The sequence below is a fragment of the Microbacterium sp. ZKA21 genome (assembly GCF_050434165.1).
Classification (GTDB): Bacteria; Actinomycetota; Actinomycetes; order Actinomycetales; family Microbacteriaceae; genus Microbacterium.
This window is the reverse complement of record NZ_JBNPVV010000004.1, coordinates 62,229-78,410: the sequence shown is the minus strand read 5'-3', so window position 1 is coordinate 78,410 and position 16,182 is coordinate 62,229. Positions and strand designations below refer to the sequence as shown.

The following is a 16,182-nucleotide window of genomic DNA, read 5'->3' as shown; positions in this document are numbered from 1 at the left end:
AGAAGCCATGACCGACTCCCGCATCCCCGCAGACCTTCCCGATCACATCCAGCACTACATCGACGGAGCCTTCGTCGACTCGGCGGACGGTGACACGTTCGACGTGCTCGACCCGGTGACCAACAAGACGTACACGACGGCATCCGCGGGCAAGAAGGCCGACATCGATCTGGCCGTCGCCGCCGCCAAGCGCGCGTTCGACGAGGGGCCATGGCCACGGATGCTGCCGCGCGAGCGCAGCCGCGTGCTGCACCGCATCGCCGACATCGTGGAATCCCGCGATCAGCGTCTCGCCGAACTCGAGAGCTACGACTCGGGCCTGCCGATCACGCAGGCGCTCGGACAGGCGCGCCGTGCGGCGGAGAACTTCCGCTTCTTCGCCGACCTCATCGTCGCCCAGGCCGACGACACGTTCAAGGTCCCCGGTCGCCAGATCAACTACGTCAACCGCAAGCCGATCGGCGTCGCCGGCCTCATCACCCCCTGGAACACGCCGTTCATGCTCGAGTCGTGGAAGCTCGGCCCCGCTCTCGCGACCGGCAACACGGTCGTCCTCAAGCCCGCCGAGTTCACTCCGCTGTCGGCATCCCTGTGGGCCGGCATCTTCGAGGAGGCCGGGCTCCCCCAGGGCGTCTTCAACCTCGTCAACGGACTCGGCGAGGATGCCGGAGACGCGCTTGTCAAGCATCCGGACGTCCCGCTGATCTCCTTCACCGGCGAGAGCCGCACCGGGCAGATTATCTTCGCGAACGCCGCCCCTTTCCTCAAGGGCCTCTCGATGGAGCTGGGCGGCAAGTCCCCGGCGGTCGTCTTCGCCGACGCGGATCTGGATGCTGCGATCGACGCCACCATCTTCGGAGTGTTCTCCCTCAACGGCGAGCGCTGCACCGCAGGTTCCCGCATCCTCGTGGAGCGCAGCATCTACGACGAGTTCGTCGAGCGCTACGCCGCCCAGGCGAAGCGGGTGAAGGTCGGCTATCCGCATGACCCCGCGACCGAGGTGGGCGCACTCGTGCATCCGGAGCACTACGACAAGGTCATGTCGTACGTCGAGATCGGCAAGGGCGAGGGTCGTCTGGTCGCCGGCGGCGGCCGACCCGAAGGATTCGCGACGGGTAACTTCGTCGCCCCGACGGTGTTCGCCGATGTCTCCCCGGACGCCCGGATCTTCCAGGAGGAGATCTTCGGCCCGGTCGTCGCGATCACCCCGTTCGACACCGAGGAGGAGGCCCTCGCCCTCGCGAACGGTGTGAAGTACGGTCTCGCCGCCTACATCTGGACCAACGATCTCAAGCGCGCGCACAACTTCGCGGGTGCCGTCGAGGCCGGAATGGTGTGGCTCAACTCGAACAACGTGCGGGACCTGCGCACCCCGTTCGGCGGCGTGAAGGCGTCGGGCCTCGGCCACGAGGGAGGCTATCGCTCGATCGACTTCTACACCGATCAGCAGGCCGTGCACATCACGCTCGGCGCTGTGCACAACCCCACCTTCGGCAAGAACTGACCCTTCGACCAGCAAGGACGCTGACATGACGAACCGCCAGGACATGACGCTGACATCCTCCGGCTTCTACGTGAGCCAGGAGGCGCCGATCCACCCCGACAACCCGACTCCGACGCCGACCAGCACGCCGCCGGACGTGCTGCGATGCGCCTACATGGAGCTCGTCGTCACAGACCTCGCGGCCTCGCGCACGTTCTACGTCGACATCCTCGGCCTGTACGTGACGGAGGAGGACGACGAGGCGATCTACCTGCGCTCGACCGAGGAGTTCATCCACCACAACCTCGTGCTGCGCAAGGGCCCGATCGCGGCCGTCGCCGCCTTCTCGTACCGCGTGCGCACTCCGGAAGACCTCGACAGGGCCGTCGCCTTCTACACCGAGCTCGGCTGCGACGTCCGCCGCAACCCGGACGGCTTCGTCAAGGGCGTCGGCGACTCGGTGCGCGTTGTCGACCCGCTCGGCTTCCCGTACGAGTTCTTCCACCAGAGCGACCACGTCGAACGGATGTCGTGGCGGTACGACCTGCACATCCCAGGCGAGCTCGTGCGCCTGGACCACTTCAACCAGGTCACCCCCGACGTGCCCAGGGCCGTGAAGTTCATGCAGGACCTCGGATTCCGCGTCACGGAGGACATCCAGGACGAGGAGGGCACCGTCTACGCCGCCTGGATGCGCCGCAAGCCCACCGTGCACGACACCGCGATGACCGGCGGAGACGGTCCGCGGATGCATCACGTCTGCTTCGCGACGCACGAGAAGCACAACATCCTCGCGATCTGCGACAAGCTCGGCGCCCTTCGCCGCTCGGATGCCATCGAGCGCGGCCCCGGCCGGCACGGCGTGAGCAACGCGTTCTACCTGTATTTGCGCGACCCCGACGGGCACCGCGTCGAGGTGTACACCCAGGACTACTACACCGGCGACCCGGACAACCCCGTGATCACCTGGGACGTGCACGACAACCAGCGCCGTGACTGGTGGGGCAACCCGGTCGTGCCGTCCTGGTACACGGATGCCTCGCTCGTACTCGACCTGGACGGAAACCCGCAGCCCGTCGTCGCCCGCACCGACGACAGCGAGATGGCCGTGACCATCGGCGCCGACGGTTTCAGCTACACGCGCGCCGACGAGCGCGAAGGCAAGCTCGGCCACCAGCTGTGAAAAGGCCAGTCATGACCAGCTGAGAAGGAGATCCGGATGCTGACATCCACGCAGATCGAACAGATCGCCGCCGAACTGGCTGAGGCCGATCGGACGCACGGCGTGATCCCGCGGATCACGGCCCGTTTCCCCGAGGCGACGATCGACGACTCCTACGCGATCCAGGGCGTGTGGCGGGATGCGCAGATCGCCTCCGGTCGCCGGCTGGTCGGGCGCAAGATCGGGCTGACGTCGAAGGCGATGCAGCAGGCCACCGGGATCACCGAACCGGACTACGGAGTGATGTTCGACGACACCGTCCACGATTCCGGCGCCGACATCCCGTTCGCGAACTTCTCCAACGTGCGTGTCGAGGTGGAGCTGGCGTTCGTGCTCAAGCAGCCCCTCGAAGGTCCGGACTGCACGCTGGACGATGCCCTCGCCGCGATCGACTACGCCGTCCCCGCGCTCGAGGTGCTGAACTCGCACATCGAGCTCGAGGGCCGCACGATCGTCGACACGATCAGCGACAACGCCGCCTACGGCGCGATGGTGCTCGGCACCGTGCGCAAGCGCCCTGATGAGATCGATCTGCGCTGGGTACCCGGCGTGCTCAGTCGCAACGGCGAGATCGAGGAGACCGGCGTCGCCGCGGGAGTGCTCGGGCATCCGGCCACCGGTGTCGCCTGGCTCGCGAACAAATTCCACCAGCACGGCGCGCGCCTGGAGGCCGGTGAGATCATCCTGGCAGGATCATTCACACGTCCGATGTGGGTGTCGAAGGGCGACACCGTGCTGTGCGACTACCGCGAGATGGGAACGATCGAATGCCGCTTCATCTAGCCCCGACCTTCCGTGAGACTCTCGCGGATGCCGACCGCTCGCAGATCGGCATGTGGGTCTGCTCCGGCAGCCCGGTGATCGCCGAGATCGCCGCCGGTTCCGGCGTCGACTGGCTGCTGATCGACATGGAGCACGCCGCGAACTCGCTCGAGAGCATCCTGCACCAGCTGCAGGCGGTCGCGCCCTACCCCGTCGTTCCGGTCGTACGCGTGCCGTGGAACGACGCCGTCATCATCAAGCAGGTGCTGGACCTCGGCGCCCAGAACATCATCGTGCCGATGGTGTCGTCGGCTGACGAGGCCGCCGCCGCGGTGGCCGCGACGAGATATCCGCCGCTCGGGATCCGTGGCGTCGGCAGTGCGCTTTCGCGCAGCGCCCGCTGGAACCGCGTGGACGGCTACCTGCAGGATGCCGCAGCCCGCGTCTCCCTGACCGTGCAGATCGAGACGTCAGCCGGCGTGGAGCACGCGGCCGAGATCGCGGCGGTCGATGGAGTGGATGCGGTCTTCGTCGGTCCGTCGGATCTCGCGGCCTCCCTCGGACTGCTCGGTCAGCAGGCGCATCCGGAGGTTCTGGATGCCGTGGCACGAACGTTCGCCGCGGTGAAGGCCGTCGGCAAGGCCGTGGGCGTGAACGCGTTCGACCCCGCGGGCGCGGATGCCTACATCGCGCAGGGCGCGGACTTCGTGGCGGTCGGGGCGGATGTCGCGATGCTCGCGCGGAGCTCGGAAGCCCTCGCTGCTCGCTTCAGCGGGCCGACGAGCTGAGCGGATCCGACAGCAGCGGCGCGAACGCCGCCTCGGCGGCCCCGATCAGGAGGCGATCGGCGCCGAGCGCGGCCGCCCTCAGCTCGACCTGCTCGGCCGGCGCCTGCAGCGCACCGGCGCGCACCGCCGCGTCGAAGGCGCCCGCGTCGCGATCGCGGAGCATGGCGAGGAATCCGCCCAGCACCACGATCGACGGGTTCAGCACATTGACCGCGTTCGCCAGCGTTGCGATCAGGATGCGCCGCTGCCGGTCGATCTCGGCGACGACTCCGGCGTCGCTGGTCGCGGCGAGCACGGCGGCGAGCGCCGCGTCGTCGACCGCTCCGAGCTGCGCCGCCGCAAGCAGCCGCGCCCGATTGACCTCGTCCTCGAGCACCCCGCCGTCCGTCCGGCGGTCTTCGTCCGACAGGATGCCCGGGCGCGTCTGGCCCCACTCCCCGGCGTATCCGCCGGCGCCCGAGATGAGCCGGCCGTCCAGGATCAGTCCACCGCCGATGCCGCTCGCACCGCCGTTGAGGTAGACGACGTCGTGGTGCTCCCTGGCAGCCCCGAACAGGCGTTCCGCTCTCGCACCGAGGGATGCATCGTTGTCGATGAGCACCGGGATCTCCAGCGCCGTGCCGAGCTGCTCCGCGATCGGCTCGTCGTGCCACCCCAGGTGCGGCGCGAGCCGCACGATCCCGTCGTCCGCGCGCACGAGCGCCGGCACCGCGAGGCCGACGCCGACGATCCGTGCCTGAGCCGCCCCCGCCTGCCACGCTCGCACGAAACGGGTGACCGCCTCGACGACGTCTGCGGGTGTCGGTGGATGCGCGAACGCGACGCGCGTGCGCTCGCGCACGACGCCACCAAGCGAGATCACGCCGATCTCGATCGCATCGACCTCGGGGTTCACCGCGATCGCGACGACATCAGGGCTGGGCGCGACGATCGGCGATGGCCGCCCGACGCGACGCGTGGCGTCCGGCTCCTGCTCGATGACGAGGCCACGTGTGGCCAGCTCCGACACGAGGTCGGCGACCGTCGAGCGGTTCAATCCGGTGTCCGCTGTGATCGTCGCGCGCGAGCGCGCGCCGTGGTGGTGCACCAGCCGCAGGACCTCGCCCAGGTTCGTGCGGCGCACGCCCTCCACCGTCGTCGCTCGTTCGCTCATCCGCCCAGGCTATCGAGGCTCCGCCGCAACGCTCGTCTCTTCGACCACGACCGACACGATTCGCGCATCCGCGGCCGTCACCTCGTGGACGTCTCCCGTCAGCGCCACGACGCGCGCGTCGGTCGCGACGCTCGCGATGTCGCGACGTACAGCGGCTCGCTCGTTCGAGATGGCACCGCCGGTTGCATCGGAGATCTCGCCGGCAGCCGAGGCCTCGGCGTGAGAAGCGACCCACACGTGCACGTCGCCCGGCTCGACGACCCGCGTCAGGCTGCGGTTCGTGAAGGCGAACCGTGCCGCGGGGACCTCGAACCGCACCGTGCGACTCTCACCGGCGGCCAGCTCGACCCGCGCATAGGCGAGCAGTTGGGCGACAGGCCGCGTGAGGGAGGCCGCGACATCCCTGCCGTACAGCTGGACGACGTCCGCACCGTCCCGCTCGCCCGTGTTCGTCACCACGACGGATGCCGTGAAGAACCCGTCGGTCGCAGCATCCTCCGACACCGAGAACGCGTCGTACGCGAACGTCGTGTACGACAGGCCGAAGCCGAACGGCCGCAGCGGCGTCGAGTCGAGCGCGGTGACCGCCGAGGGCCCGCCGAGAATCGGACGGAGGTAGCTGTACGGCTGCGACCCGGACGAGCGCGGCAGGCTCACCGGCATCCGGCCGGACGGCGAGACGTCGCCGATCAGCACGTCGGCGATCGCCGTCCCACCCGCTTCGCCGGGGAAGAACGCCTGCAGCACCGCTGCCGGTCGCGCCCCCTCGGCGTCGAGCGCCCAGTCGATCGCGTACGGACGCCCGGTGATGAGCACGACGACGACCGGCGTGCCCGTGGCCACCAGGGTCTCGACGAGCTCGCGCTGCACTCCGGGCAGGTCGAGCGAATCGACGTCGTTCCCCTCGCCGACCGTGCCGCGGCCGAAGAGGCCGGCCTGGTCGCCGACGACGACGATCGCGACGTCCGAGGATGCCGCGGCCGCAGCGGCCTCGGCGAAACCGGACCGGTCCACGCCTTCGACATCCGCACCGTGCACATGGACGATCTGGGCATCCGGCAGCGCGGTGACCAGCGCCTCGCGCACGGTGGGGATCTCGAAGCCGACCTCGTACTCGGCGTGATGGGCGAGCACGTGGTTCGCGAACGAGTAGCAGCCCTGCAGGGCGTCGGCGCGATCGGCGTTCGGACCGATCAGCGCGATCCGGCGCGCCGTGCGCGCGAGCGGAAGCGCGCCGTCGTTCGACAGCAGCACCAGGGATTCCGCGGCCAGGCGGCGGGCCACTTCGCGGTGCCGCGGCGTGTCGACATCGATGACGGCCGGCGGCTCGTCCTCGAAGGCCTCCGGGTCGAGCAGACCGAGGTCCTCCTTCTGCATCAGCACGCGGATCACCGCCCGATCGAGGTACCGCTCGTCGAATGAGCCCGCGCGGACCCGCTCGACCAGCGGTGCGAGGTAGGCGTCGCCCGAGGGCAGTTCGACGTCGATGCCGGCGCTGAGCGCCAGCTCAGCGGCCTGACCGCGGTCGGTCGCGACCGCGTGCATCACCTCGAGGAACGCGACGGCGAAGTAGTCCGCGACCACGACGCCGTCGAAGCCGAGCTTCTCGCGCAGCAGACCCGTGAGCAGATCCGGGTCGGCCGCGACCGGCATCCCGTCGATCTCGGCGTAGCTGTTCATGACGCTGCGCACGCCGCCGTCGCGGATCGCCATCTCGAACGGCGGGAGGAACACGTCGGCGACCTCACGCGGACCCGCGGCCACCGGCGCATGGTTGCGCCCGGCGCGCGAGCCCGAGTATCCGAGGAAGTGCTTCAGCGTGGCGTGGACGCCGGACGACTGCAGCCCGCGCACGAAGGCCGTCCCGACCGTCCCCACCAGATACGGGTCCTCGCCGATGCACTCGTCCACACGTCCCCACCGAGGGTCGCGCACGACGTCGAGCACGGGCGCCAGGCCCTGATGGATGCCGAGGCTGCGCATCGATTCCCCGATGAGCGACGACATCTCGGCGACGAGCTCCGGGTCGAACGACGCACCCCACGCCAACGGCGTCGGGAAGGTCGCGGCCTTCCAGGCGGCGAGGCCCGTCAGGCACTCCTCGTGCACGATCGCCGGGATGCCGAGGCGCGTCTCGCGCTTCAGCCGCCGCTGCTCGGTCCACAGCCAGGCGGCGCGCTCCGCGGCATCCACCGGCCTCGTGCCGTACACCCTGGTGTAGTGGCCGATGCCGTCACGGGTGATCTCCGCGAGCGTGTCGCCGGCGGCATCCCCGACCATCTCGTCCTGCATCGGGGCGACGACGTCGCCGCCCTGGTCGAGCCAGTAGCCGACGATCTGTGCGGCCTTCTCCTCCAGGGTCATCCGCGCGACGAGGTCGGCGACGCGCGCTGAAGGGGTCGGGAATGCGGGGATGTCCGCGGTCATAGAGGTCTCCATGGATCGTGCGTGCGGGCTTCAGCCCTTGACGGCGCCGGTCAGACCGCCGACGATGCGGCGCTCGAACATGCTGAAGAAGATCAGCGCAGGCAGCATCGACAGCGACGTGTACGCGAGCACGCGAGCGGTGTCGACCGAGTACTGCGACGCGAAGTTCTGCACACCGAGCGGCAGCGTGAACAGGCTGGAATCGTTGAGGATGAACAGCGGGAGCATGTAGCCGTTCCAGGCGCCGATGAAGGCCAGGATGCCGACGGTGATGACACCGGGCAGGCTCAGCGGAACCACCATGCGCCAGAAGAAGCCCAGGCGCGAGGCCCCGTCGATCGACGCCGCCTCCTCGAGCTCCTTCGGGATGGCCCGCAGGAACGGCACGAGGATGATGATCGTCGTCGGCAGCGCGAAGGCGATCTGAGGCAGGATGATGCCCGCCAGGCTGTTCACGAGGCCGAGGTTGCGGATCAGCAGGTACAGCGGCGTGATCGCGACCGTCACGGGGAACATGAGCCCGGCGGCGAACACGGAGTACATCACGGCCTTGCCCGAGAAGTCGTATCGGGCGATCACGTAGCTCGCCATGACGCCCAGGATGACCGCGCCGAGCGTGGTGCCCACCGCCGAGAGCGTGGAGTTCAGCATCGCGGTCCAGAACTCGCTGCTGGCGAGCACATCGGTGTAGTTCGCGATCTGCCACGGGTCCGGCCAGGCGGCCGGGTCGTTGGTGATCTGGGAGTTCGTGCGGAAGCCGCCGACGATGATGTACAGCAGCGGCGTGACGCAGATCGTGATGAGCACCAGCGCGAGCAGGTACACGCCTGGGCTGCCCCACTTGACACCGGATGCCGCACGGCGACGCCGCGGGCCGACGGCCTGGATGGCCACGGAGGTCTTGAGTGTGTCGGTCATCGCCTGCGACCCTTTCGGCTGTCTCCGGTCAGTGCGCCCTCGGTGTCGCGCCGCAGCACGAACCGCTGATAGATGAGCGCGACGACCAGCGAGATGAGGAACAGCATCACGGCCACGGCGTTTCCGAAGCCGTAGTTCCCGGCCAGATGACCGTTCTGGTACATGTACGTGGCCATGGTCGAGGTGCCGGCGGTGGCGGCGATGTACTGCCCCCAGATGATGTTGACGAGGTCGAACAGCTGCAGCGAGCCGATGATCGACAGGAACGCCCAGATGCGGATGGTCGGGCCGAGCAACGGCAGCGTGATGCTCCACTGCGCACGCCAGAATCCGGCGCCGTCGATGGCCGCGGCCTCGTACAGCTCCTCCGGGATCGACTGCATGCCCGCGAGCATGAGGATCACCGCGAAGCCGATGTACTTCCACGTGATGATCACCATGAGCGACCACATCGCGATCGACGGGTCCGCGATCCACGAGTGCTGCCACGACTCGAGACCGATCTTCTCGAGGAACGAATTCAGCGCACCGGCATCCTGCAGCATCAGGCTCCAGCCGGTGCCGACGACGACCTCCGCGATGACGTACGGGGCGAAGATCAGCACGCGGATCACGGAGCGTCCGCGGATCTTCTGATTCAGCAGCAGGGCGAACAGGATCGCGATCGGCCCCTGCATGACCAGCGAGAGGATCACGATGATGAAGTTGTGCAGCACGGCCTGCCGGAACGTCTCGTCCTGCAGCATGAGCACGTAGTTGTCGAGTCCGACGAATTCCGTGGGCCAGCCGAAGCCGTTCCAGCGGAAGAACCCGTAGAAGCCAGCCATCAGCACCGGGAAGATGACGAAGCCGAGGAAGACGAGGAGCGCGGGGCCTGCCAGCAGCACGATCTCGCCGCGCTTGCGCCAGTCCGGCCGCGGGGATCGCCGTGCCGGGACCTGGTCGGTCCCGGCACGGGTGCTGCTCGCAGGCGCCGACGTCTCCGTCAGCGTCTGTGAATCGGTCATGTCGCTGATCAGCCCCTCGCAGCGGCTGCTTCGACGCCGTCGACGAGCTTCTGCGGGTCGCCCTGACCCGCCAGCATCTCGACCACACCGGTGTTCAGCGCGTTTCCGACGTTCTGACCCAGCGAGGTGTCCAGCCACAGCGACACGTACGGCGCCTCGCTGTACGCCGCCATGAGCGGCTCGAGCGACGGGTCGGTCACGGCACCGGCGGCATCCTTCGATGCGGGAATCGTCTGGAAGGCGACCGCGTACTTCTCCTGCCATTCCTGCGACGAGACGAAGTTCAGGAACTCCTCGCAGGATTTCGGAGCGTCCGCAGCGCACGAGTAGCCGTCAGCGCCGCCCATCATGGCGCCGGCCTCGCCGTCGCCGCCGTCGACCTCGGGGAACGGGAACCAGTCGAGATCCGCGAGCGGCTCCTGGTCCGGCGTGAGGCTGGCGATGACGCCGACGTTCCACGCGCCCATGAGCTCCATCGCGGCCTTGTGGTTGGCGACGAGACCGGCGGACGAGTTGGCTCCCTCCTGCGCGGAGGTGGTCAGGAAGCCCGCGTTGAACGGCTCGATCGAAGCGAACTCGTTCAGGTTCTCGGCCGCTTCCAGCCAGCATCCGTCCGAGAAGTCGGGGTCGGTGGCGAGGTTCTGCACCACATCCTGGCCGCAGGCGCGCAACGCGAAGAAGTAGTACCAGTGCGCGGCAGGCCACGCGTCCTTCGCGCCCAGCGCGATCGGCTGGATGCCGGCGGCCTTGAGCTTCTCGACGGCATCGGCGAGGTCGTCCAGCGTGGTCGGCGTCTCGGTGATGCCGGCCTCGGCGAACAGGTCCTTGCTGTAGAAGATGCCCCCGGGCAGGACGGCGCTGGGCACGCCGTAGATCTTGTCATCGACCGTGAACGCGCTGAAGGCCGCGTCGCCGAACGATGCCTTGACGTCGTCGTCGATGAGGTCGGTGAGGTCCTTCACCTTGCCGGCGGACACGATGTCGGCGAGTTTGCCGCCGCCGCGCGCCATGAAGATGTCGGGCATATCGCCAGAATTCACGGCGGTCTGCAGCTTGCCGTCCATGTCCTCGTTCTGGATCGACGTCACCTTGATCGTGACGTCGGGGTTCTCCTCGTGGAAGGCGGCAGCAGCGTCCTCCCAGTACTGCTTGCCGTCACCGGTGGTGGAGTTGTGCCACATCGTGAGAGTGCCGCTGTCGCCGCCGTCGCCGCTGCCGCCGGCGGTGCAGCCGGTCAGGCCGAGCATTCCCAGCGCCGCGACGGCCGCACCGGCGGCCCATGCCTTGCGCATCTTCATGCTGTGTTCTCCTCTTCATCGAGTCGTGGGGCCGGACGAACGCATTTGTTGCCAGCCACACCAATGTGTTGTGCGCCCACTCTCACACGCTCGACGCACCGGTGTCAAACGATATCGATAACGTTTTCTCCCCGATTGGCTAGGCTGTGCCCATGAACCGACGTCCCACCATCACCGACGTCGCCCGCACTGCGGGCGTCTCCGTCGCGACGGTCTCCAAGGCGATCAACGGCCGGGACGGGGTCTCGGCCGCGACGCTCGCCCACGTCCTCGGCGTCGTGGCGGATCTCGGGTACGAGAGCTCACTGGTGGCGACGTCCATGCGGCGAGGGCGGACGAACGTGATCGGGGTCCTCGTGGCCGAGTTCGAGCCGTTCGCGCTGCAGCTGCTCCGGGGCGTGTCGGCCGCACTGCAGAACACTCCATACGACGTGCTCGCCTACGCCGGAAGCGTCTCGGCGGGCGACCACCTCGGCTGGGAGCGGCGATCGCTCTCGCGACTGGGCGGGACGCTGATCGACGGAGCGATCCTGGTGACCCCGACGGCGATGCCGGACCAGACCTCCATCCCGCTCGTCGCCGTCGACCCGCACACCGGGCCCGACGGACCCGCGACCGTGTCGGTCGCGAACGTGACGGCGTCGCGCACCGCGACCGAGCATCTGATCTCCCTCGGGCACCGTCGCATCGGCCACCTCCGCGGACGCACGGATCTGGAATCCGCCCACCAGCGCGAGCGCGGATACCGCGAGGCGCTCGCGGCCGCCGGCATCCCGTTCGACGGCGCACTCGTCGAGGACGGCGGATACCGGACGGCCGCATCGACGCCAGGAGCAAACGCTCTGCTCGATCTGACCGATCGGCCGACCGCCGTGTTCGCCGCGAACGATCTGTCGGCCATCGAGATGATCAGGGTCGCGACGGAGCGCGGACTGCGCGTCCCGGACGACCTGTCCGTGGTCGGCTTCGACGACATCCCGGAGGCGTCGTCGCACACCCCTCGGCTCACGACCGTGCGCCAGCCGCTCGCCGACATGGGATCCGCGGCCGTCGGCATGCTGCTGGACATGCTCGGCGGCGGCGATGCGGAGCACATCCGGATGCCGGCCGAGCTCATCGTGCGCAACTCGACGTCCGCCCCTCCTGGCTGACCTTGCGGTCGGCGCATCGGGTTGATATGTTCGAGCTCACAACAATTCACCACCGATGTTGAAAGCGATGCGCCATGGCACTCACACCCACCCGCGAAGACAAGTTCTCGTTCGGCCTCTGGACGATCGGCTACAACGGTACCGATCCGTTCGGCGGACCCACCCGTCCCGCTCTCGACGTCGTGCACGCCGTCGAGAAGCTCGCTGAGCTCGGCGCGTACGGTCTCACCTTCCACGACGACGACCTGTTCGCGTTCGGATCCACCGACGCCGAGCGTCAGACCCAGATCGACCGCCTCAAGGGCGCTCTCGCCGACACCGGCCTGATCGTGCCGATGGTCACCACCAACCTGTTCAGCGCCCCAGTCTTCAAGGACGGCGGCTTCACCTCGAACGACCGCGACGTGCGCCGCTACGCGCTGCGCAAGGTCTTCCGCCAGCTCGACCTCGGTGCCGAGCTCGGCGCCAAGACGTTCGTGATGTGGGGCGGCCGCGAGGGTGCCGAGTACGACTCCGCCAAGGACGTCCGCGCAGCCCTCGAGCGCTACCGCGAGGCCGTCAACCTGCTCGGCGACTACGTCACCGACAAGGGCTACGACATCCGCTTCGCGATCGAGCCGAAGCCGAACGAGCCCCGCGGCGACATCCTGCTGCCGACCCTCGGCCACGCGATCGCCTTCATCGACTCGCTCGAGCGACCGGAACTCGTGGGTGTGAACCCCGAGGTCGGACACGAGCAGATGGCCGGGCTGAACTTCACCGCCGGCATCGCGCAGGCCCTGTTCCACGGCAAGCTCTTCCACATCGACCTCAACGGTCAGCGCGGCATCAAGTACGACCAGGACCTCGTGTTCGGTCACGGAGATCTGCACAACGCGTTCTCGCTCGTCGACCTCCTCGAGAACGGCGGCCCCGGCGGCGTCCCCGCCTACGACGGCCCCCGTCACTTCGACTACAAGCCGAGCCGCACCGAGGATGAGAAGGGCGTCTGGGAGTCCGCTGCGGCGAACATGCGCACGTACCTGCTGCTCAAGGAGCGGGCCGCGGCCTTCCGCGCCGACCCCGAGGTGCAGGAGGCTCTGGCCGCAGCCAAGGTCGACGAGCTGTCGACCCCGACGCTGAACCCGGGCGAGAGCTACGACGCCTTCCTCGCCGACCGTTCGGCGTACGAGGACTTCGATGCGAACGCCTATCTGGGCGGCAAGGGCTTCGGCTTCGTCCGTCTGCAGCAGCTCGCCACCGAGCACCTGCTCGGAGCCCGCTGAGATGACGCTGGTCGCCGGAGTCGATTCGTCGACGCAGAGCTGCAAGGTCGTCATCCGCGACGCGTCGACAGGAGCCGTGATGCGGACGGGGCGCGCTTCGCACCCCGACGGCACGTCGGTCGATCCGGCGGCGTGGTGGGATGCCCTGCAGACCGCGCTGTCGGATGCCGGTGGGCTCTCCGACGTCGCGGCGATCGGCATCGGCGGCCAGCAGCACGGACTCGTCGCGCTGGATTCCGACGGCCGCGTCATCCGTGACGCGCTGCTCTGGAATGACACGCGCTCGGCGGATGCCGCCGCGGCGCTCACCGAAGAGGTGGGCGCCGCGGAGTTCGCCCGGCGCACCGGACTGGTCCCGGTGGCCTCGTTCACGGTGACGAAGCTGCGCTGGCTCGCGGACGCGGAACCGGCCAATGCTGCACGGGTCGCCGCCGTCGCACTGCCGCACGACTGGCTGACCTGGCGCCTGCGCGGCTACGGGCCGGTCGACGAGTCGGACCTCGGGCCCGTGCTGACCGAGCTGGTGACCGACCGTTCGGATGCCAGCGGGACCGGCTACTTCGACCCCGCGCGCGACGAGTACGACCGCGACCTGCTATCGCTCGCGCTGCGTCGGGATGCCGCGGACATCGTGCTCCCCCGTGTGCTCGGACCATCCGACCACGTCACCGGGCTCGACGGTCTCGTCGTGTCCGCGGGTGCCGGCGACAACGCCGCTGCCGCCCTCGGGCTCGGTGCGCGCCCCGGTGATGTCGGTGTGTCGATCGGCACGAGCGGGACCGTGTTCGCGGTCACCGACGCGCCGGTCGTCGACCCCAGCGGCACCGTCGCCGGCTTCGCGGACGCGTCGGGGGCCCGCCTGCCGATCGTGACCACGCTGAACGCCGCGCGCGTGTTCGACGTCACCGCGGCGCTGCTCGGCGTCGACCACGACGAGCTCTCGCGCCTGGCTCTCGCAGCGCGCCCCGGAGCCGACGGGCTCTCACTGCAGCCGTGGTTCGAAGGCGAGCGCACGCCGAACCGGCCGGACGCCACGGCGACCCTGTCTGGGATGACCCTGGCCTCGACGACACGCGAGAACCTCGCCCGCGCCGCGATCGAGGGCGTGCTGAAGGGCCTGGCGTTCGGGCTCGACGCGATGCGCGCGCACGGCGTCACCGCCGAGCGCGTCCTGCTCATCGGCGGCGCCGCGCAGAGCCCGGCCGTCTCGGCGATCGCCGCCGAGATCTTCGACGCACCTGTCGAGGTGCCGGAGCCCGGGGAGTACGTCGCTCAGGGCGCGGCCGTCCAGGCGGCCTGGGCACTCACCGGCATCCGTCCCAGCTGGTAGCCCCCGTCCGGTTCGAATCGCTCGAATGACCCTTCCGCACGCCGGAACAGGGTCATTCGAGCGATTCGAACCCACCGCGGGGATGCCAGGATAGACGGATGCCGACGAAGATGGCCCTCCGATGATCCGCGGCCTCGCCGCGATGCAGGACCGCAGTTTCCGCTGGTTCTTCATCGCCAGGGCGATCACCATGACGACCGGCTCGATGTCCTCGATCGCGCTCGCGTTCGCCGTCCTCGAGATCGACAACGACGCCCGCTCGCTGTCGTACGTGCTCGCCGCGTTCACCGTGAGCAACATCGTCTTCATCCTGTTCGGCGGCGTCGTCGCGGATCGGATGCCGCGGGCGCTCGTCATCCAGACCTGCTACGTCGTCGACATCCTCTCCGTCGGGGCGATGGCCGCTCTGCTCTTCACCGGCACGGCAACGGTGCCTCTGCTCGTGATCCTGTCGATCGTGAGCGGCGCATCGACGGCGTTCGTCATGCCGGCGATGCAGGGGATCATCCCGCAGCTCACGACGCCAGAGCACCTCCAGCAGGCCAACGCGATGCTGTCGTTCGTGCGCTCGACGGTCACGATCGGCGGGCCGATCATCGCCGGCATCCTCGTCACAGCGGCCGGCCCGGCCTGGGCCATGGTCGTCCAGGCGACCGGATGGCTCGTCGCCATCCCCGTGCTCGCACTCGTGAAGCTGCCCCCGCCGGCCGGCAACGGCGGTTCGTCGCTGTTCCACGACCTCCGACTCGGCTGGAACGAGTTCTGGGGACGCACCTGGCTGTGGACGATCGTGCTGGCCTTCATGATCATGAACGCGATCCACGTCGGCGCCTGGAGCGTCGCAGGGCCGTACATCGCGAAGAACGACGACCGACTCGGCATCGCCGGCTGGGGGTGGGTGCTCAGCGCCGAGGGAGTCGGCGTCCTGCTGATGACGCTCGTGCTCATGTGGGTGCCGCTGAAGCGCCCGTTGCGCCTCGGCATGATCGGCATGGCCGTGTTCGCGATCCCGCTGACGATGTTGGGCGTGCACCCGGCCGCGATCCTCCTGGCGATCGTCGCCTTCCTCGCCGGAGCGGGGCACGAGATCTTCAGCACCGGCTGGAACGTCGCCATGATGGAGAACGTCCCGGTGGACCGGCTGTCGCGCGTGTCGAGCTACGACATGCTGGGCAGCTGGGTCGCGATGCCGATCGGCACGCTCATCTACGGCTGGCTGATCACGAACGCCGACGTCACGACTGTCCTCATCGCCTCCGGCATCCTGTACGCGGTCGTCGCGCTCGCAACCCTGGCGGTGCCGAGCGTCTGGCGCATGGGTCGCGTGGTCGCCGCGGAGAGGCAACTGGCGGATTCATAGCGTCCCAGGCCAGACTGG

The 16,182-nt window shown here is 68.8% G+C and carries 13 protein-coding genes; 8 read left to right on the top strand and 5 right to left on the bottom strand.

Annotated elements, in window-relative coordinates; all coding sequences use genetic code 11:
* The first annotated feature begins 7 nt into the window (after positions 1 to 7).
* From hpaE to M2317_RS09910, 4 genes are read left to right on the top strand one after another with little or no spacing between them, the layout of a single operon-like run.
* Positions 8 to 1,504 (top strand): 5-carboxymethyl-2-hydroxymuconate semialdehyde dehydrogenase, encoded by a 1,497-nt coding sequence (hpaE, locus tag M2317_RS09925; RefSeq protein WP_429459706.1) that lies wholly within the window; start codon positions 8 to 10, stop codon positions 1,502 to 1,504.
* Between the two features lie 25 nt (positions 1,505 to 1,529).
* Positions 1,530 to 2,666 carry a 3,4-dihydroxyphenylacetate 2,3-dioxygenase gene (gene hpaD, locus M2317_RS09920; protein WP_429459704.1) on the top strand — a complete coding sequence of 379 codons (1,137 nt, stop codon included), beginning with the start codon at positions 1,530 to 1,532 and terminating at the stop codon, positions 2,664 to 2,666.
* 36 nt (positions 2,667 to 2,702) lie between these two features.
* A complete protein-coding gene (locus M2317_RS09915) occupies positions 2,703 to 3,488 on the top strand; it encodes a 2-keto-4-pentenoate hydratase (RefSeq protein ID WP_429459702.1) in 786 nt (261 codons plus the stop codon).
* Positions 3,473 to 4,255: an HpcH/HpaI aldolase family protein gene (locus tag M2317_RS09910; protein ID WP_429459700.1), complete on the top strand. Its 783-nt coding sequence runs from the start codon at positions 3,473 to 3,475 to the stop codon at positions 4,253 to 4,255. Before M2317_RS09915 ends, M2317_RS09910 begins: the two co-directional genes overlap by 16 nt.
* Here M2317_RS09910 and M2317_RS09905 read toward each other — a convergent pair.
* Genes M2317_RS09905 through M2317_RS09885 form a run of 5 tightly spaced genes read right to left on the bottom strand, consistent with a single transcriptional unit; the run spans position 4,236 to position 11,058 of the window.
* Positions 4,236 to 5,408, bottom strand: a complete 1,173-nt coding sequence (locus M2317_RS09905) for an ROK family transcriptional regulator (RefSeq protein ID WP_429459698.1) — start codon at positions 5,406 to 5,408, stop codon at positions 4,236 to 4,238. The genes M2317_RS09910 and M2317_RS09905 overlap by 20 nt on opposite strands.
* 9 nt (positions 5,409 to 5,417) lie before the next feature.
* Positions 5,418 to 7,835 carry a glycoside hydrolase family 3 N-terminal domain-containing protein gene (locus M2317_RS09900; RefSeq protein WP_429459696.1) on the bottom strand — a complete coding sequence of 806 codons (2,418 nt, stop codon included), beginning with the start codon at positions 7,833 to 7,835 and terminating at the stop codon, positions 5,418 to 5,420.
* A gap of 30 nt (positions 7,836 to 7,865) precedes the next feature.
* Positions 7,866 to 8,753 (bottom strand): carbohydrate ABC transporter permease, encoded by an 888-nt coding sequence (locus M2317_RS09895; RefSeq protein ID WP_429459694.1) that lies wholly within the window; start codon positions 8,751 to 8,753, stop codon positions 7,866 to 7,868.
* Positions 8,750 to 9,760 (bottom strand): carbohydrate ABC transporter permease, encoded by a 1,011-nt coding sequence (locus M2317_RS09890; protein WP_429459692.1) that lies wholly within the window; start codon positions 9,758 to 9,760, stop codon positions 8,750 to 8,752. Before M2317_RS09890 ends, M2317_RS09895 begins: the two co-directional genes overlap by 4 nt.
* A gap of 8 nt (positions 9,761 to 9,768) precedes the next feature.
* A complete protein-coding gene (locus M2317_RS09885) occupies positions 9,769 to 11,058 on the bottom strand; it encodes an extracellular solute-binding protein (protein ID WP_429459690.1) in 1,290 nt (429 codons plus the stop codon).
* A 152-nt stretch (positions 11,059 to 11,210) separates the two neighbouring features.
* On the opposite strand from M2317_RS09885, the gene M2317_RS09880 reads away from it, so the two are divergent.
* The 4 genes from M2317_RS09880 (at position 11,211) to M2317_RS09865 (ending at position 16,164) form a co-directional block, all read left to right on the top strand.
* Positions 11,211 to 12,209 (top strand): LacI family DNA-binding transcriptional regulator, encoded by a 999-nt coding sequence (locus tag M2317_RS09880; protein ID WP_429459688.1) that lies wholly within the window; start codon positions 11,211 to 11,213, stop codon positions 12,207 to 12,209.
* Positions 12,210 to 12,283: 74 nt separating this feature from the next.
* A complete protein-coding gene (gene xylA / locus M2317_RS09875; RefSeq protein WP_429459686.1) occupies positions 12,284 to 13,474 on the top strand; it encodes a xylose isomerase in 1,191 nt (396 codons plus the stop codon).
* A 1-nt stretch (position 13,475) separates the two neighbouring features.
* A complete protein-coding gene (xylB, locus tag M2317_RS09870; RefSeq protein ID WP_429459684.1) occupies positions 13,476 to 14,804 on the top strand; it encodes a xylulokinase in 1,329 nt (442 codons plus the stop codon).
* Positions 14,805 to 14,925: 121 nt separating this feature from the next.
* Positions 14,926 to 16,164 (top strand): MFS transporter, encoded by a 1,239-nt coding sequence (locus M2317_RS09865; RefSeq protein ID WP_429459682.1) that lies wholly within the window; start codon positions 14,926 to 14,928, stop codon positions 16,162 to 16,164.
* Positions 16,165 to 16,182: the final 18 nt, after the last annotated feature.